16 protein-coding genes are annotated in these 17,366 nt (G+C 70.6%); 4 read left to right on the top strand and 12 right to left on the bottom strand.

Annotated features, from left to right (window positions below; all coding sequences use genetic code 11):
• The first annotated feature begins 49 nt into the window (after positions 1–49).
• Positions 50–502: a DoxX family protein gene (locus ACIRPT_RS14055; protein WP_403826669.1), complete on the top strand. Its 453-nt coding sequence runs from the start codon at positions 50–52 to the stop codon at positions 500–502.
• A gap of 89 nt (positions 503–591) precedes the next feature.
• Here the strand turns inward: ACIRPT_RS14055 and ACIRPT_RS14050 are convergent, their stop codons facing one another.
• Positions 592–927 (bottom strand): hypothetical protein, encoded by a 336-nt coding sequence (locus tag ACIRPT_RS14050; protein WP_403826666.1) that lies wholly within the window; start codon positions 925–927, stop codon positions 592–594.
• Between the two features lie 468 nt (positions 928–1,395).
• Between ACIRPT_RS14050 and ACIRPT_RS14045 the strand changes: the two genes are divergently transcribed.
• Positions 1,396–2,160 carry a MerR family transcriptional regulator gene (locus ACIRPT_RS14045; protein ID WP_403827087.1) on the top strand — a complete coding sequence of 255 codons (765 nt, stop codon included), beginning with the start codon at positions 1,396–1,398 and terminating at the stop codon, positions 2,158–2,160.
• 88 nt (positions 2,161–2,248) lie between these two features.
• Here the strand turns inward: ACIRPT_RS14045 and ACIRPT_RS14040 are convergent, their stop codons facing one another.
• Both ACIRPT_RS14040 and ACIRPT_RS14035 read right to left on the bottom strand, forming a co-directional pair.
• Positions 2,249–2,650, bottom strand: a complete 402-nt coding sequence (locus ACIRPT_RS14040; RefSeq protein WP_403826663.1) for a DUF4180 domain-containing protein — start codon at positions 2,648–2,650, stop codon at positions 2,249–2,251.
• 52 nt (positions 2,651–2,702) lie between these two features.
• Positions 2,703–4,772 carry an APC family permease gene (locus ACIRPT_RS14035; protein WP_403826660.1) on the bottom strand — a complete coding sequence of 690 codons (2,070 nt, stop codon included), beginning with the start codon at positions 4,770–4,772 and terminating at the stop codon, positions 2,703–2,705.
• 282 nt (positions 4,773–5,054) lie between these two features.
• On the opposite strand from ACIRPT_RS14035, the gene ACIRPT_RS14030 reads away from it, so the two are divergent.
• Positions 5,055–5,492 carry a CBS domain-containing protein gene (locus ACIRPT_RS14030; RefSeq protein WP_403826657.1) on the top strand — a complete coding sequence of 146 codons (438 nt, stop codon included), beginning with the start codon at positions 5,055–5,057 and terminating at the stop codon, positions 5,490–5,492.
• Positions 5,493–5,875: 383 nt separating this feature from the next.
• On the opposite strand, the gene ACIRPT_RS14025 is transcribed toward ACIRPT_RS14030, so the two are convergent.
• Complete coding sequence (locus tag ACIRPT_RS14025; protein WP_403826655.1) at positions 5,876–6,709, bottom strand: class I SAM-dependent methyltransferase; 834 nt, start codon at positions 6,707–6,709, stop codon at positions 5,876–5,878.
• A 68-nt stretch (positions 6,710–6,777) separates the two neighbouring features.
• On the opposite strand from ACIRPT_RS14025, the gene ACIRPT_RS14020 reads away from it, so the two are divergent.
• Positions 6,778–8,751, top strand: a complete 1,974-nt coding sequence (locus ACIRPT_RS14020) for a S9 family peptidase (RefSeq protein ID WP_403826652.1) — start codon at positions 6,778–6,780, stop codon at positions 8,749–8,751.
• A gap of 357 nt (positions 8,752–9,108) precedes the next feature.
• On the opposite strand, the gene ACIRPT_RS14015 is transcribed toward ACIRPT_RS14020, so the two are convergent.
• From ACIRPT_RS14015 to ACIRPT_RS13980, 8 genes are all read right to left on the bottom strand, one after another.
• Complete coding sequence (locus ACIRPT_RS14015; protein ID WP_403826649.1) at positions 9,109–9,996, bottom strand: SURF1 family protein; 888 nt, start codon at positions 9,994–9,996, stop codon at positions 9,109–9,111.
• Between the two features lie 217 nt (positions 9,997–10,213).
• Positions 10,214–11,548, bottom strand: a complete 1,335-nt coding sequence (locus ACIRPT_RS14010) for a hypothetical protein (RefSeq protein ID WP_403826646.1) — start codon at positions 11,546–11,548, stop codon at positions 10,214–10,216.
• Positions 11,549–11,772: 224 nt separating this feature from the next.
• Positions 11,773–12,348 (bottom strand): SigE family RNA polymerase sigma factor, encoded by a 576-nt coding sequence (locus ACIRPT_RS14005; protein ID WP_403827085.1) that lies wholly within the window; start codon positions 12,346–12,348, stop codon positions 11,773–11,775.
• A 598-nt stretch (positions 12,349–12,946) separates the two neighbouring features.
• Positions 12,947–14,068: an aspartate-semialdehyde dehydrogenase gene (locus ACIRPT_RS14000; protein ID WP_403826643.1), complete on the bottom strand. Its 1,122-nt coding sequence runs from the start codon at positions 14,066–14,068 to the stop codon at positions 12,947–12,949.
• A 30-nt stretch (positions 14,069–14,098) separates the two neighbouring features.
• Positions 14,099–15,370: an aspartate kinase gene (locus ACIRPT_RS13995; protein ID WP_403499081.1), complete on the bottom strand. Its 1,272-nt coding sequence runs from the start codon at positions 15,368–15,370 to the stop codon at positions 14,099–14,101.
• A 293-nt stretch (positions 15,371–15,663) separates the two neighbouring features.
• Positions 15,664–16,326: a DUF5063 domain-containing protein gene (locus ACIRPT_RS13990; RefSeq protein WP_403499083.1), complete on the bottom strand. Its 663-nt coding sequence runs from the start codon at positions 16,324–16,326 to the stop codon at positions 15,664–15,666.
• A complete protein-coding gene (gene recR, locus ACIRPT_RS13985; protein ID WP_403499087.1) occupies positions 16,319–16,918 on the bottom strand; it encodes a recombination mediator RecR in 600 nt (199 codons plus the stop codon). Before recR ends, ACIRPT_RS13990 begins: the two co-directional genes overlap by 8 nt.
• A 51-nt stretch (positions 16,919–16,969) precedes the next feature.
• Positions 16,970–17,323 carry a YbaB/EbfC family nucleoid-associated protein gene (locus tag ACIRPT_RS13980; protein WP_403499089.1) on the bottom strand — a complete coding sequence of 118 codons (354 nt, stop codon included), beginning with the start codon at positions 17,321–17,323 and terminating at the stop codon, positions 16,970–16,972.
• Positions 17,324–17,366: the final 43 nt, after the last annotated feature.

The raw sequence follows: 17,366 nt of genomic DNA, 5'->3' as shown, positions 1-17,366 counted from the left end.
CCGCTCAACTGACGTCCCGTCAGTTCATCACTGCGGCGAGGGGAACAGCATGCACACGATCTGGCTCGGCGGAGCCGAATGGCTCGCGGTCCTCCGTATCGGCCTTGGGCTCTGGTGGCTGGAGAGCTGGCGCCACAAGGACAAGAAGGACTGGTTCGCCGGCGGCGGCATCGCCTGGGCGGCGGGCGTCGCGGCGAAGCATCGCTGGTCCGTGGTGCGGACGGGTTTCGACCGCGTCGTGAAGCCCCGGCCGCGACTGATGGCGTACGTCGTCGCCTATGCGGAACTGGCCCTCGGCCTGGGCCTGATCGTCGGGCTGCTGACGCCCATCGCGCTGGTCTGCGGGCTCGTACTCAACCTGCTCTATCTCGTGCTGATGATCCACGACTGGGGAGAGCAGGGGCAGAACCTGATGATGGCGCTGATCTCCGCCACGGGGCTGATGGCCGTGTCCTGGCAGAGCTGGTCGCTCGACAGCGTCTTGGGGCTGTTTCCGGCGTAGGCCGTAGGGGGCCGGCGTGGTGGCGTTGCGCCGCCCGCGCCGGCCCGGCACCGCGCGTGGCTCCGCTGCGCCGGGCCCGGCGCAGCCCCCTACACCCACCCCGCCCGCGTCGCCGCCGAGACGGCCGCCGCCTCCGCGGCGTCCGCCTCGGCGTTCAACGCCGTATCCCTGCCCATGCCCTCCCGCCCCGCCGCCGCTCCGGCAGCGAGGGAAGCCGCCACCGCGGCGCGATGGGCGGCCTCGGCGAGCGCGCCGTCGCCGTCGTGGGACCGGGCCACCTCGGCGGCGATCGCCGCCGCAGCGGCGGCATTTCTTGCACCGCGGGCGTCGGCGGCGGGGTCGGGGGAACCCTCGGCAAGCTGCGCGAGCGCCTTGGCGGACACCCGCACGGCATTGGCCGCCTTCGCGAAGGGGCTTCCCGGCACTGACCGGGCGTCCTCCTCCCCGATGCCCGCGTGGCGGCACGCTGCCGTCGCGCGATGGATAGCGCTCCGGCCGCGAGCGGCGTGCCCCTCCCGGAAGGACCTCTCCACGTTTACCGCGACCTCCGATGCGGTCTGCCGGTCTCCACCACTGAGCTCGCCCAATGCCCTCGCCCCTCTCCAGGACGGCGTCGCCGACCGAACGAATGCCCGTCGCAGGCCTCCGGCCCCGCTCCGCGCGGGGGAACCTGCGGGCGCGGGCAGGGTGGCATGCCGGGCCCCAACAAGCCAGAGCCGCTCGCAATGTCACCGGCCCTCAGGTCATCGGGGGACGGCCAGCGCGCTCGCCCCGGGGGCGTCGGCGTCCTCGCTCCCGCTCGACCGTCATTCCGGCTTGCGGTTTCCGCTACGTCAACTCCTACTGTCATCCGTGTGGCCGGAGAGACCGGCCCGGCGGTGGGAGGCACGGCAATGGCCTGGTCGATCGCGGATGTGGCCCGGATGTCCCGGGTGACGTCCCGGACGCTGCGGCACTACGACGAGATCGGCCTGCTGCCCCCGGCGTGGATCGGGAGCAACGGGCACCGCTACTACGAGGAGGCCGATCTGCTGCGGCTGCAGCAGATCCTGCTGATGCGCGAGCTGGGCGTGGGACTGCGCGAGATCCGGGCCGTCCTGGACAGCCAGGTCGATCAGCTGGCCGTGCTCCGTGAGCACCACCAACGGTTGCTGGCGGAACGGGACCGGCTGGACACGCTCGCCCGCACGGTCGACCGCACCATCGCCGAACTGACGGAATCCAAGGAGAACAACGGCATGACAAAGATCAACAGGCCGGAGAACCTGTTCGACGGCTTCGAGCGCGCCTCCGAGGCCGACGCCGAGGTGCAGGAGCGGTGGCCGCAGGCGTGGGAGCAGACCCAGGAGGTCCTCGACACGATGACCGCCGAGGACACGGAGCGGTGGCAGCGTGAGGTGACGGCGCAGATGATCCGCCTGGCGGAGTTCATGGTGGCCGGTACCCCGGTTGCCGATCCCGCGGTGCAGTCCGAGCTGGACGCCCACTACCAGGGCATCTGCCGCTTCTGGACCCCGAACGCGGCCGCGTACAAGGGACTGGGCCAGACCTACGTCGATGACCCGCAGATGCGCGCGAACTTCGACAAGATCGCCGACGGGCTGGCCGTCTACCAGCGCGATGCGATGGTCGTCTACGCCGAAGCCCGGCTGAGCTGACCGACGGCTCACCCTGCCGGGGGGCTGCAGACCCCCGGCGGCCGGCAACTCCCCCCCGCCCTCGGCCCGTCCCACCGGACGGTGACCACTACCCCCTCAGCCGCTCCCGCAGCTCCTCGACGTCGGCAAGGAACCACGTCTGACGGCCGCGGTTGCACTCGCGGACGAAGTCCCGCAGCACCGAACTGTCCTCCGTGTAACGGGAGATATCGCCGAGGACGGCGATGCCGACGCGGTGGTTGACGAACTTCTGGATGATCTCGCCGGCGGATGGGGCCTCCCCTGCTCGAGCGACGCCGAGAGCTCGGGGAAGGGTGCGCAGCCGGAAGAACGCCTCGTCGAAGCGCCCGGCGGGGATGACGGCCCACTGGCCCCCCTGGCACATCGCAGCGCCGAGGAAATCCATGACGTCGCGTGCGCTGCCGATCGCCTCGCCCTCGGGGGCGCACATCAGGACGGGGACGTCATCGATCTTCTGCACGGCGCTCATGGTCGCCAAGGGTGAATCCGTGCGCCGAACGGGATCCCCCGCCTGCCCGGGGTCAGCCCCCGGCCTCTTCCCCGTCCCCCGCCTGCGGTCCCGGGGCACCCTTTCCGGACCGGGGCGGCAGCGCCGGCTCCCCGCGCCGGACGGAGCCCGGGGCGCGGACACTGGGGCGTTGGGGCTTGCGTTCGGAGCTGCTGAGCTGCCAGGGGACGCTGGTGACCATGACGCCGGGGGCGAAGAGGAGGCGGCTTTTGAGCCAGAGGGCGGACTGATTGTGGAGGAGGTTCTCCCACCAGCGTCCGACGACGTATTCGGGGATGAAGACGCTGATCACATCGCGGGGACTGGTGCGGCCGATGGAGCGCACGTACTCGACAACGGGGCGGGTGATCTCGCGGTAAGGGGACGCAAGAGTTTTCAGCGGGGTGTCGAAACCCGTTGCGTCCCATTGCGCGGTGAGGCTCTCGACCTCGTCGCGGTCGACGGCGACGGTCAGCGCTTCCAGGACGTCGGGGCGGGTGGCGCGGGCGTAGGCAAGGGCCCGCAGCGTCGGCTTGTGGATCTTGGAGACCAGGACGACGGCGTGGACGCGGGAGGGCAGGACGACCTCGGCCCGCGGGTCCACGACGGCGAGTTCGGCCGCGGTGTGGTCGTAGTGGCGCCGGATGCCGCGCATCATCACCCACAGCGCGACGGCCGCGATCACCGCCAGATAGGCGCCCTGGGTGAACTTCGTGAGCAGCACGATGACCAGGACCAGGCCGGTGACCACGGCGCCCACGGCGTTGATGACGCGGGCGATGTGGTGGCGCCGCCGCAGTGCCGCGACCGGCTCGGCGCGCAGGGCGCGGTTCCAGTGCCGGACCATGCCGGTCTGGGAGAGCGTGAAGGAGGTGAAGACGCCCAGGATGTAGAGGTGGATGAGGTTGGTGACGGAGGCGTGGAAGGCCCACAGGAGGGCTCCGGCCACCAGGGCCAGCGCGACGATGCCGTTGGAGAAGGCCAGCCGGTCCCCGCGGGTGTGCAGCTGGCGCGGCAGATAGCGGTGCTGGGCCAGGATCGAGGCCAGCAGCGGGAAGCCGTTGAAGGCGGTGTTGGCGGCCAGCACCAGGACCAGGGCGGTGGCGGCCTGGAGGTAGAAGAAGCCGACGCTGTGGGCGCCGCCGAAGATCGACGCGGCGAGCTGGGCGATGACGGTGCGCTGCGGGGTGGTCCGGCAGTTGCCGACGAAGCCGGTGAGCCGGCAGGTGTCGTCGGCGATGTGGACGTTCGTGATCAGGGCGAGGGCGGTGATGCCGGAGAACATCACGATCGCGATCAGCCCCATGGCGCCCATCGTGGTCGCCGCGTTCTTCGACTTGGGCTTGCGGAACGCCGGGACGCCGTTGGAGATCGCCTCCACACCGGTCAGCGCCGTACAGCCGCTGGAGAACGCCCGCAGGCCGAGCATGAGCAGCGCGAGACCGGCCAGGTGGGCGTCCCCGGGGGCGGGCTCGATGCCGTACGCGGCGGATTCGGCGACCGGGGCGTCGCCGATGAGCCAGCGGAACAGTCCGGTGGCGCACATGATGAGCACCCCGGCGATGAAGAGGTACGTGGGGGCGGCGAAGGCGCGGCCCGATTCGCGCACGCCACGCAGGTTCACGGTCGCGAGCAGGGCGACGAAGACGACCGCCATCACCGTCCGGTACTCGTTGAGGGAGGGGACGGCGGAGATGATGTTGTCCACCCCCGAGGCGACCGAGACGGCGACCGTCATCACGTAGTCGACCAGGAGGGACGCGGCCACCACCAGGCCCGCGGACGGCCCCAGGTTGGTCGAGACCACCTCGTACGAGCCGCCGCCCGACGGATACGCGTAGACGACCTGGCGGTAGGAGAGCACCACCACCGCCAGCAGGCAGACGACGGCGACCGCGGCCCAGGTGGCGAAGTGCAGATAGGCCAGTCCGCCCAGGGTGAGGACCAGCAGGATTTCCTGGGTGGCGTAGGCGACCGATGACAGTGGGTCAGAGGCGAAGATCGGCAGTGCCAGGCGTTTGGGCAGCAGCGTCTCGTGCAGGCCTTCACTGGGCAGCGCCCGGCCGATCAGCAATCGCTTGACTGCGTCCACGATTTTCGCCACGCGGGCGAGCGTACGGGCACGTCAGCGCGGAGCGGGGATTTGGCGTGACCGCCAGAAGGGCTAGGGGAATGGGGGCGGGGCGGGGGCGGGGACATCTGGCTCAGCGCGGTGCCGGTGATCCGGGCGATTGCCGTGGGCGGCCGGTGGGCGCGGCCCGGTGAGGCACGGAACGGGCCGAGCGAGGGCCCCTGCCCGTAGCGGCCATACCTCAGGGAGCGACGTAGAGCCAATCGTGGTGTCATCGAAGGCGGGGGAATCAACGCTCCGAAGGCGGGAGAAATCATGGCTATGACGCTACGAGCCCGAGACATCATGTCCGCCGGCGTGCAGTGCGTAGGCGCTCACCAGACGCTTCTCGACGCGGCGAAAATGATGCGCGACATGAATGTCGGTTGCCTCCCCATCTGCGGCGACAACAACAGGCTCATGGGCTTGATCACCGACCGTGACATCGTCATTCAGTGCTGTGCCGAGGGAATCGATCCGGCGACGGTGCAGGCCGGTTCCCTGGACGGGGCGCTGCACTGGATCGACGCCGAGGCGGGCGCCAACGAGGTCCTGGAAACCATGGAGACGCACCAGATCAAGCGCCTTCCGGTGATCGACGTCAAGGGCGGCCACCAGCTGGTCGGAATGATCACGGAAGCCAATCTCGCAAAGAATCTCAGCGACGAACAGATCGCGGAATTCGCCAGCCGGGTGTACGCGGGCGCGAGCTAGCCGTTCCGCCCCGGCGGGCAATGCGTCCCGCACGGCCGCGGCCGGGAGCCGGCGCTCTGATCGGAAATCCGTCGGTCGTCCGCCCCGGCCCGGCCCACCGGCTCCGAGCCGGACCGGAATGCGTGTGCATTCCTTCCCTTACGCATCGCTGACGCATACTCAGGTTCTCGTCGAGTCCCGTCGGTTCACATCGAGCCTCGTCGGTGCCCGCCGGGCCTCGCTACACCCCGTCCTCGGCGGACGATCCGCTGCGGCGCAACCTGGCGATTTGCGGGCTCGGCGGGCCGGTCGCGCCGTTCGCCGGCATCGAGCTCATCGACGTGGTGGTCTCGGGGTGCCGGGGCTGGGCGGCTGAGGGGCGAGGGGCGGTCACCGCGGTCGGCTCACCGAGGACGGGTCGCCTTCAGCGAATACATGAGGGGGATACGCGGGCGGTCGTCGGGAAACCGGTAGTAGCCGTCGTCGTTACGGCGCAGCGCCCTGAACCGCTCGAACATGGTCATGTCGTGTTCGTGCAGGAAGTCGATCCGCAGCCCGGCACCGGCCAGGGCGGTGATCACATCGCCGATCGGGTGCTGCCACTCGACCCGGCGGTTGTGGACCGTCGGCGCGCCGAAGTCCGTATACGTCCCCGGGGTTTCCTCCACCCACGCGTCGCGGCTGAAGTAGTCGTAGGTGATCCGCGCTCCCGTTTCCTCGTCCAGGGCGTCGCACAGCGGGTGGAATTCGGCGAGGTAGAGGAAGCCGCCCGGGGCGATGAGGGAGGCGGCGGTATCGGCCCAGCGGGTCAGGTCCGGGAGCCAGTTCAGGGCGCCGATGCCGGTGTAGACGATGTCGTACGACGAGTCGGGGACGGCCTCGGCGGCGTCGTAGACGTCGGCGGCGACGAAGGACGCGCGGTCGGGGCCGTAGCCGAGCTCGGCGGCCATCTCGCGGGCGGCCTCAATGGCGGGTTCGGAGAAGTCCAGGCCGACGACATGGGCCGCGCCGCGGTGGGCCCAGGAGAGGGTGTCCTGGCCGAAGTGGCACTGGAGATGCAGAAGGGTGCGGCCGGCGACCTCGCCGACCTCGGCGATCTCGAAGTCGCGGATCACGTCCCGGGCCCGGCGGAACCGGTCCTGGTCGTAATAATCGCTCGCGGTGTGGACAGCCACGCGTTCGTCCCACATCGCGCGGTTGGCCTCGCGCCAGTCGTCGGGACCGGTATGGGTGTGCATGCGGCGAAGTTATCCACAGGCTGAGGGCCTCGCCAACGCATTTGTGGCGCCGGGCGCAGAATGGGCCCATGACGAACGAGACCACCGGCTCCGCCCAGGCCCCCGACCCGAACAGTCCCAGCAGTCCAGACCCTCAGACCCCTTCGACCGGCTCCAGCAGCTCCGCCCCCTCGACCGACTCCGCGGGCACTACGGGCATCACGGGCTCGACCCTCTCCAGGGACCTCCCCGACTGGGAGAAGCGCTTCCGCGCGCCCAGGATCGGGCTGCCGGACTGGGCCGAGGACGCCCCGGACCGTTCCCTGTTCGTCTCGAACGCCACCGGCACCTTCGAGCTGTACGCATGGGACCGGGCGACCGGCGCCCAGCGGCAGGCGACGGACCGGCCGAACGGCACGACGGACGGGACGCTGTCGCCGGACGGCGAGTGGATCTGGTGGTTCTCGGACACGGACGGGGACGAGTTCGGCGTCTGGATGCGCCAGCCGTTCGAGGGCGGCCCGGATGAGCCGGCCACTCCGGGCCTGGATGCCTCGTATCCCGCGGGGCTGGCGATCGGCCGGGACGGCACGGCGGTCGTCGGGCGCTCCACCGACGAGGAGGGTTCGACGGTCCATGTCGTACGGCCCGGGGAGCCGCCGGTGGAGATCTACCGCCACCGCGAATCGGCGGGCGTCGGCGACCTCTCGCACGACGGCTCGCTGATCGCCATCGAGCACACCGAGCACGGCGACGCGATGCACTCCGCGATCCGTGTCGTACGGGCGGACGGCTCGACGGTTGCGGAGCTGGACGACACCAACGGCGGGACCGAGGAGCTGGGCCTGTCGGTGATGGGCTTCGCCCCGGTGGACGGCGACGCCCGGCTGCTGGTGGGCCATCAGCGGCGGGGCCGTTGGGAGCCGATGATCTGGGATCCGGTGACCGGGGTGGAGACGCCCCTGGCGATAGACCTGCCCGGTGATGTGGGCGCGGACTGGTACCCGGACGGGTCGGCGCTGCTGGTGGAGCACGAGTACCAGGCGCGGAGCGAGCTGTGGCACTACGACCTGGTCACGGCCGGCGGCGACGGTACGGCCGACGGGGCCGGGTCCGGGCACCCGCTCACCCGGGTGCAGACCCCGGCGGGTTCGGTCTCGGGCGCCACGGCCCGGCCGGACGGGACGGTGGAGTTCCTGTGGTCCTCCGCGGCCCAGCCGCCGGAGGTGCGGTCCACGAGCGGCAAGGTCGTGCTGGACCCGCCCGGGATGAAGGCACCCGGGTCGGTGCCCGTGACCGACACCTGGGTGGAGGGCCCCGGCGGCCGTATCCACGCGCTGGTGCAGCGGCCCGCCGGCGAGGGCCCCTTCCCGACGATCTTCGAGATCCACGGCGGCCCGACCTGGCACGACAGTGACACGTTCGCCTCGTCCCCGGCGGCCTGGGTGGACCACGGCTTTGCGGTCGTCCGCGTCAACTACCGGGGTTCGACCGGCTACGGCCGCGCGTGGACGGATGCGCTCAAGCATCGCGTCGGGCTGATCGAGCTGGAGGACATCGACGCGGTACGCAAGTGGGCGGTCTCGTCGGGGCTCGCCGACCCGAAGCGGCTGATCTTGGCCGGCGGCTCGTGGGGCGGCTATCTGACACTGCTCGGCCTCGGCACGCAGCCGGACGTGTGGGCCGTGGGCCTGGCGGCGGTCCCGGTCGCGGACTACGTCACGGCGTACAACGACGAGATGGAAGCCCTGAAGGCAATGGACCGGACGCTGCTGGGCGGCACGCCCGAGGAGGTCCCGGAGCGCTTCGCGGCGTCGTCACCGCTGACGTACGTCGACGAGGTGCGGGCGCCGGTCTACATCTCCGCGGGCGTCAACGATCCACGCTGCCCCATCCGTCAGGTGGAGAACTACGTCGAGCGGCTGCAACAGCGCGGACACCCCCACGAGGTCTATCGCTATGACGCCGGGCACGGCTCCCTCGTGGTGGAGGAGCGCATCAAGCAGGTCCGTCTGGAGCTCGAATTCGCGCAGCGGTATGTGACGGGGGAGGGCGAGCGATAGCGAGACGACTCGTGTCCGCCGGGCGGGGGTGACTGCGGACGGGTCACGTTGGCCGGTGGGGGCTGCGGCGGCGGCCGAGCTTCGCGGAGGGGCCCGCGCCCGGCCAGGACACCCGCCTGGCGGGGGCGTGGGTCCGCCGAGGGCGTCGGGCGGGGGCGTGGGTCGGGTCTGCTCGGGCTCGGGTCTGCTCAGGCTCGGGTCTGCTCAGGCTTGGGTCTGCGGGCTCGGGTCTGCTCTGGCTCGGGTGCGCGGGCTCAGGTCTCCGCAGGGTCGGGTGCGCAGGCTCTGGTGACTACGAGGTCCGAGTGACGGCGTGGGGGGTGGGAGGGCGGGGGGGGAGCCCCCCAGGCGCACCGTTCAGGCGTGGGCCACGGGCCTCTCCCCGCGCCCGTCCGTGCCGTCGCCCTCGCCGTCGCCGTCGCCGTCACCGTCGTCCCGCTGCGCCACCGCCGTGGTGTCCTCCGGGAGGATGCCCAGTGCCGCGTCCTTCGCCGCCTCGGCCTCGCGGCGGAAGAGGCGGAACCACATGAACACGACGAAGCCCGCGAAGACGAACCACTCGCCGGTGTAGCCGAGGTTCTGGAAGGCCTTCAGGTCCAAGCCGCTGCCCTCGGCGGCGGTCGGCGGAACGGCGCGCAGCGGGGCCGGGGCTTCGCCGAGCGTGATCCAGGCGTCGTAGACCTTGTACGGCACGATGTTCACCAGCGACGCCGCGCTGATCATGCCGAGCTGGCCCTGCGGCAGCCCGCCGTCGGCATGCACCCCGTCGGTGCCCTGGTTCTCGGACGCCTGCAGCGCCCCGGTGACCGTCACTTCGCCCTTCGGCGGCGCGGGCACCTTCGCCCGGTCGGCCTTGTCGTTCGCGTCGCCGGGCAGCCAGCCCCGTACGACGGGGAGGGCCTGGCCGGCGTCCGTACGCAGCAGGGTCAGCACATAGAAGCCCCGCCGCTCGCCCTTGTCGCTCAAGGTGCGGTCCGGTACGAGCAGTTGGTGGGCGGCGTCATAGCGCCCGCGGGCGCGGGCCTGGCGGCCGGAGGTGATCTGGTCGACCGGCAGCAGGCTCGCCAGCGGCCGGGCGGCCGCCGCCTTGGCCCGGGAGGAGCGGTCCTCTTGCCGGTGGTGCGTATCGACGCGGTCCTCGAAGCGGCCCAGCTGCCAGCTGCCCATGAAGATGCAGAAGGGAATCGCCAGCACGGCGAAGACGTTGATCCCCCACCACCGCGGGGTCAGCAGGAACCGATACACCCCACCAACGGTACGGGGCCCGAACGGCGGCACAGCACCGCCCCCTCCTCAGCCCACTTCCGGGCATACGGAGTCAAGCCGCGCACACCACACGCCCCCCACGCAACACCCCACGCGCACCACGCCCCCGTACCGCACACCCCAAGCACACCGCGGCCGGCAGCCGTAACTGCGTCACCGGCACCGTCACCGGCACCGACCCCCGTACCCGCACCCGCTACTGCGCCGCCAGCGCCTCGGTCCGGTACACCGTGCCGGCACACGCATCGGCGATCCTGGCGTCGGCCGCCGCGGGCTCACCGGCCTCCGGCGTATGGCTGAGGACCACGCCCCCGGGCGCCGCGCCCCCGCCATCACCGCCGCCCGTACCGCCGGTAGTGCCGCCCGTCTCGCCGCTTCCGGTGCCGTCACCCGCCGCCGCGGCCCCGGCGTCCGGGGACTCCCCGGCGCCCTTCGATGGCTCCGGGGTCGGCGTGGGTCCCGGATTGACGCACCCGGTCGGCCCGCCGCCCGCTTCCGGGATCCAGGCGAACTTGACCTCGTACGCCTCGCCCGGCTTGAGAACCAGCTGGTCAGGAGTGGTGGCCGGGTCGGGCAGGCCGGTGGCTTCGTCGCCCGAGGTGTGGTCGACGACATGGATACGGTCGGCGTTCGTGGCGCCCTGCGCGGTCACGCCGACATCGCCGCCGCCCTCGATCGAGCAGGCCGTGCCGGACGTGTTGACCACGCGGAACGACCCATAGACGCGGCCGGCCGAGTCCGCCGCGCCGACCGAACCGGTGCCCTGTCCGAGCTGATCACGACTGCAGGCCGGGGAAGTGACGTCCATCGTCTCGTCCGGGGCCGGGGTGCCGGCGTCGGCGCCGGGGCCCGCGCCGTTCTTGTCCTTCGGCCGGCCGTCCTTGCCCTTGGGCAGGTCCGTGCCCGGACGCTTGCCGTCCTTGCCGGTCGGCTGCGGGAAGGCGTGCTCGGTGCCCTCGCCGTGTGTGCCCTCCGTATCGCCGTGGGCGCGTTGGCTGCTGGCGGCATTGGCGGGCCGGTCCTCGGCGGAGCCGTCGAGGTTCGCTACGTGCACCATGGCGGGGATCGACGTACCGCCGAGCAGCAACGCGGCGGCCGCGCCCACGACGACGTGCCGACGGCGCTGACGGCGGGCCGGCACCGCGCGGCGCAGCCGTTGCAGCGCGTCCGGCGCGGGCTCCAGGTCACCGACCCGGGCCTGCAGCAGCCGGCGCAGTTCGTCCTCGCCGCCGAGACCGCCGCCGAGGCCGCCGCCGCCGGTTTCGAGCCCGCGGCCACCGCCCCCACCGAGTCCGCCACCGCTGCCCTCGTACGCGCGCCCACTGTCGGGGCCCTCGTCATCCGCGCATCCGGGACCCTCGCCGAACGGGATGCCGTCGTCGAACTCGGCACCCTCGCCGACCTCGGTCCCGCCCCCCGACTGAAGACCACCAACACCGGCAACCCCGCCGGCCTCGGCACCACCAGAGCCTCCAGAGCCCGCAGGCCCTCCAGAGCCTCCCTGGCTCTGCCCCTGTCCCTCACGCACCATGTACAACCCACGCACCACTTCACCCGGCACCCCGCGGCCACCACGTGCGCCGCCGACTGCCCCATACGAACTCGCCGCCCGAGACGACGGAACCGCTCTGCCCGGCCCCCGCTGCGACCCCCACCGCTCGAGCCGCTCGGGCCTCTCGGACCGCTCGAGTCGATCGATTCGGCCGGCCCGATCGAACCGATCGGCCGGTTCGTACGGACCGAACGCCTTCCCACTCATGCCGGAGCCTCCATCGCGACGCGAAGCGCCGCGATCCCCCGCGACCCGTACGCCTTGACCGACCCGAGCGATATGCCCAGCGTCTCGGCGACCTGCGCCTCGGTCATATCGGCGAAATAGCGCAGCACCAGCACCTCGCGCTGCCGCCGCTGCAGTCCGCGCATCGCCTGGATCAGCTGATCCCGTTCCAGCAGGTCGTACGCACCCTCCTCGGCGCTCGCCATGTCCGGCATCGGCTTGGAGAGCAGCTTCAGCCCGAGGATGCGGCGGCGCAGCGCGGAGCGCGAGAGATTGACGACCGTCTGACGGAGGTAGGCGAGGGTCTTCTCGGGATCGCGCACCCGCCCGCGCGCGGAGTGCACGCGGATGAAGGCCTCTTGGACGACGTCCTCGCAGGAGGCGGTGTCGTCGAGGAGCAGCGCGGCGAGGCCGAGCAGTGAGCGGTAGTGCGCGCGGTAGGTCTCGGTGAGGTGGTCGACTGTTGTGCCCGCTGCCATCGCGTCGTCAGTGTCCCCACGCTGAGAGGGAACCTGTGTGGGACGCGCGGTGGGCCAGGGAGCGATCACCGGCATGCCGCCGGACACACGGGAGCGCGGCGGGCGCACTGCCGCGCCTGCGCTGCCTCCTGGGGCGATGGTGAATCCGAGTACCTCTGCCACGCCTGTTGGACACGCTTCCCCCCACAAGGGTTGTACGCGCAAGGCACCGCCTTTGACGATGCATCAAATGTCCTCATGCGTACCAGCTCTTCCCCAATGCCCCATATTTCCGACGCATTTGCCCCGGCGACCGAGGGCCCAAGACGGCCCACGGGCACCCTCGAACCACCCGCACGGGATGGCCCCAAAGACGCTTCCCGCCCAGCCGCCGGTTGCAGTGTGACGGGGGCGAACAGTCGAGCGAATCATTAACCCGGACCAAGGGGTCCAGGCCGATGATTGTGCACAGGATCTTCACACGTCACACAAGGCATCCACAAAGTATCTCTGAGGGATCAAGCCCGCGACACCCGAACCCGACAAGTCAGCGAGACAAGCCTCGGGACACACCTCGGGAACAGCCCACGGGAACAGTCCGCGGCGGCAAAATACGGCGGCAACACCCACACCGGCACCCCAGGGCCCCGGAGTCACGCCCATCCCGGACGCACCTCCGCCCCCACTCCCGCCGTTACCCCAGCCCCCGCAGCTCCCCCGCCACCAACTCCCCCACCTGCGCCGTATTCAGAGCCGCGCCCTTGCGCAGGTTGTCCCCGCACACGAACAGCTCCAGCGCCCGGGGATCGTCCAGCGACCGCCGCACCCGCCCCACCCAGGCCGGATCCGTCCCCACCACATCGGCGGGCGTCGGGAATTCCCCCTCCGCCGGGTCATCGCTCAGCACCACACCCGGGGCCGCCGCGAGGATCTCGTGCGCTCCGGCGACCGTGACCTCGTTCTCGAACCGCGCGTGCACGGTCAGCGAATGGGCGGTGATCACCGGCACCCGTACGCAGGTCGCGGTCACCCGCAGATCGGGCAGCCCCAGGATCTTGCGGGTTTCGTTACGGACCTTCAGCTCCTCCGAGGACCAGCCGCCCTCCTGGAGCGACCCGGCCCACGGCACGACATTGAGCGCGATCGGCGCCGGGAACGGCCCCAGCGTGTCGCCGACGGCCCTCCGCACATCGCCCGGCGTCGTCCCCAGCTCCGTACCGGCCACCGCCGAGAGCTGCGCCCGCAGCGTGTCGGTGCCGGCCTGCCCCACGCCCGAGGCGGCCAGGTACGCGGAGACGATCAGCTCGCTCAGCCCGTACTCGGCGTGCAGCGCGCCCAGCGTGACGATCATCGAGAGGGTGGTGCAGTTGGGGATCGCGATGATCCCGCGCGGCCGCACCCGGGCCGCGCACGCATTGACCTCGGGCACGACAAGGGGCACGTCCGGATCCATCCGGAACGCGCCCGAGTTGTCCACCACCACCGCGCCCTTGGCCACCGCGACCGGTGCCCACTGCGCGGCGATCTCGTCCGGAACGTCGAACATCGCGACGTCGATGCCGTCGAAGACGTCCTCGCTCAGCGCGACGACCTCGACCTCCTCGCCCCGTACGGTCAGCTTGCGGCCGGCCGAACGGGGGGAGGCGATCAGCCGGATCTCGCCCCAGATGTCGGCGTGCTCGGACAGGATGCCGAGCAGCACCGAGCCGACGGCGCCGGTGGCACCGACGACGGCGAGATGCGGCTTGCGGGCCGTGCGGGCGTCCGCCCCCGCGAAGACCTCGTGGGACGGACGGCCCGCCTCGGCCGGAATCATCGTCCGGTACCGCTTATCGTCCGGCGCCGCTCAGCGACCGGTACCGCCGTAGACGACAGCCTCGTCGCTCTCGGTGTCGAGACCGAAGGCACTGTGGACGGCCTGCACGGCTTCCTTGACGTCATCGGCGCGGGTGACGACCGAGATGCGGATCTCGGAGGTCGAGATGAGCTCGATGTTCACGCCCGCGTTCGACAGCGCCTCGAAGAAGGTCGCCGTGACGCCCGGGTTGGTCTTCATCCCGGCGCCGACCAGCGAGATCTTGGCGATCTGGTCGTCGTAGCGCAGCGAGTCGAAGCCGACCGCGGCCCGGGTGCGCTCCAGCGCGGCGACGGCCTTGCGGCCCTCGTCCTTCGGCAGCGTGAAGGAGATGTCGGTCAGCCCGGTCGACGCGGCCGAGACGTTCTGCACGACCATGTCGATGTTGACCTCGGAGTCCGCGATGGCACGGAAGATCCGCGCGGCCTCGCCCGGCTTGTCCGGAACTCCGACGACCGTGACCTTCGCCTCGGAGGTGTCGTGTGCGACGCCCGAGATGATTGCCTGCTCCATCGGCTGGTCCCCTTGCGGTTCGTTGCTGACCCACGTGCCCTTCAGCCCCGAGAAGGAGGAGCGGACGTGGATCGGGATGTTGTAACGACGTGCGTACTCGACGCAGCGGTGCAGCAGCACCTTGGAGCCGGAGCTGGCCAGCTCCAGCATGTCCTCGAAGGAGATCCAGTCGATCTTCCGGGCCTTCTTCACGACCCGCGGGTCGGCGGTGAAGACACCGTCCACATCGGTGTAGATCTCACAGACCTCGGCGTCCAGCGCCGCCGCCAGCGCGACGGCGGTGGTGTCCGAGCCGCCGCGGCCCAGCGTCGTGATGTCCTTCTTGTCCTGGGACACACCCTGGAAGCCGGCGACGATGGCGATATTGCCCTCGTCGACCGAGTCCTTGATCCGGCCCGGCGTGACATCGATGATCCGTGCCTTGTTGTGCACGGAGTCGGTGATGACACCGGCCTGGCTACCGGTGAAGGACTGCGCTTCATGGCCGAGGTTTTTGATCGCCATCGCCAGCAGGGCCATGGAGATCCGCTCTCCGGCGGTCAGCAGCATGTCGAACTCGCGCCCCGACGGAATCGGGGACACCTCCTGAGCGAGATCGATCAGCTCGTCCGTCGTGTCGCCCATCGCCGAAACCACGACGACCACCTGGTGGCCGTTCTTCTTGGCTTCGACGACTCGCTTGGCAACGCGCTTGATGCCCTCGGCATCCGCAACGGATGAGCCGCCGTACTTCTGCACGACAAGGCCCACGTGCGCTCCTCGCAACTGTCTCTTCGGGAGTTTTCTCCCGGACCCCCGGAAATGGGGGTACTGCGGTCGGCTCAGTCTATCGAGCAAGCGGAGCCCGCCCCGTGAATACCACATCGTGAGACACGAAACTCAGTAAGTGATCACTCGGGGATCACCGTGAGCACCGCGTCCGGGGCGGATCCGCGGGCGCATCCTCACGCCCGCTCGGCCAGCACATGCCCGCTACGAGCCGGGGCACACGGGAACGTAACTCAGGTCACACGCCGCGAGCCGTCCGCCACACCCCCGGCCGCTCACATTCCCCGCAGCCCCAGCGGCCCGGCGATCTCCGCCGCCATGACCTTCCCGGCCTCCTCGGCCAGCCGGTCCTCGTCGCCGTCGCTGCCGCTGTCCGTGTCCAGGCCGTCCAGCTCGTCCAGCGGCTGGTCGAGGCGTACGTGGGCGACCAGCGACTGGAGGGCACGCAACGCGGCCGAGGCGGTCGGGCCCCAGTTCGTGAGGTAGGAGAACTGCCACCACCACAGGGCCTCGATGATCCGGCCGGCGCGGTAGTGCGCCAGGCCGTGCCGCAGATCGGTGATGATGTCGGCCAGGTCGTCGGAGATCCGGCAGGGCACCGGCTCCGAGCGCGGCACATACGGGTCGAAGACCTCGGAGTAGACGTCCACCGGGTCGAGCAGCGCGGCGAAACGCTCCCGCAGCTCGTCCACGTCCGCCTCCGGCCCGCTGTCCGGCTCGTAGCGCTCCTCCGGGACGATGTCCTCGTGGGCACCCAGCCGGCCGCCGGTGAGCAGCAGCTGCGAGACCTCCAGCAGCAGGAAGGGCACCGCGCTGTCCGGCTCGTCGCCCTTGGCGACCTCCGTCACCGCGACGATGAAGCTCTCGATCGAGTCGGAGATCGATACGGCGAAGTCGTCCGGGTCCTGTGTCGCGTTGTGCAGCGTGGCATCAGACATCGAGAAGTCTCCTCCCTTCGAAGGCCCGCCCGAGCGTGACCTCGTCTGCGTACTCCAGATCGCCGCCGACCGGCAGTCCACTCGCCAGTCGCGTCACTCTCAAGCCCATGGGTTTGATCATGCGGGCCAGATACGTGGCCGTGGCCTCGCCCTCGAGATTCGGGTCGGTGGCCAGAATCAGCTCGGTGACCGTGCCGTCCGCGAGCCTGGCCAGCAGTTCCCGTATCCGCAGATCGTCGGGGCCCACACCCTCGATCGGGCTGATCGCCCCGCCGAGGACGTGGTAGCGGCCGCGGAATTCCCTCGTCCGCTCGATGGCCACGACGTCCTTGGGCTCCTCCACGACGCAGATGACCGCCGGATCGCGCCGCGGGTCCAGGCAGACCCGGCACTGCTCCTCCTGCGCCACATTGCCGCAGGTGATGCAGAACCGGACCTTCGCCTTGACCTCCATCAGCGCGTTCGCGAGCCGGCGGACATCGGTCGGCTCGGCCTGAAGAATGTGGAAGGCGATCCGCTGCGCGCTCTTGGGACCGACGCCGGGCAGCCTGCCCAACTCGTCGATCAGATCCTGAACCACGCCTTCATACACGGAACGTCTTCTCTCTCTTCTGCCGTGCTGCGTACGCTAGTTGGCTACTCCTCAGAAGGGGAGACCGGGGATGCCACCGCCGCCACCCAGACCCTGGGCGAGCGGACCGAGCTTCTGCTGCTGCAACTGCTGGGCGCTGGCGTTGGCGTCCCGGACCGCCGCGAGGACGAGGTCCGCGATGGTCTCGGCCGTCTCCTCCGCGGAGTCGGTGTCGACCGCCTTGGGGTCGATGACCAGGGCCTTGAGCTCGCCGGAGCCGGTCACCGTCGCCTTGACCAGACCGCCGCCCGCGGAACCCTCGACGGGCGTCTCCGCCAGCTCCTGCTGGGCGGCCGCGAGATCCTGCTGCATCTTCTGGGCCTGCTGAAGCAGCTGCTGCATATTGGGCTGACCACCGGGGATCACGACGTGACTCCTGCCATACGACAACGATTGGTGCGGTAGCCCG

This window comes from Streptomyces sp. NPDC101227, assembly GCF_044767545.1.
GTDB lineage: Bacteria > Actinomycetota > Actinomycetes > Streptomycetales > Streptomycetaceae > Streptomyces.
This window is presented reverse-complemented; position numbering and strand designations above follow the sequence as displayed.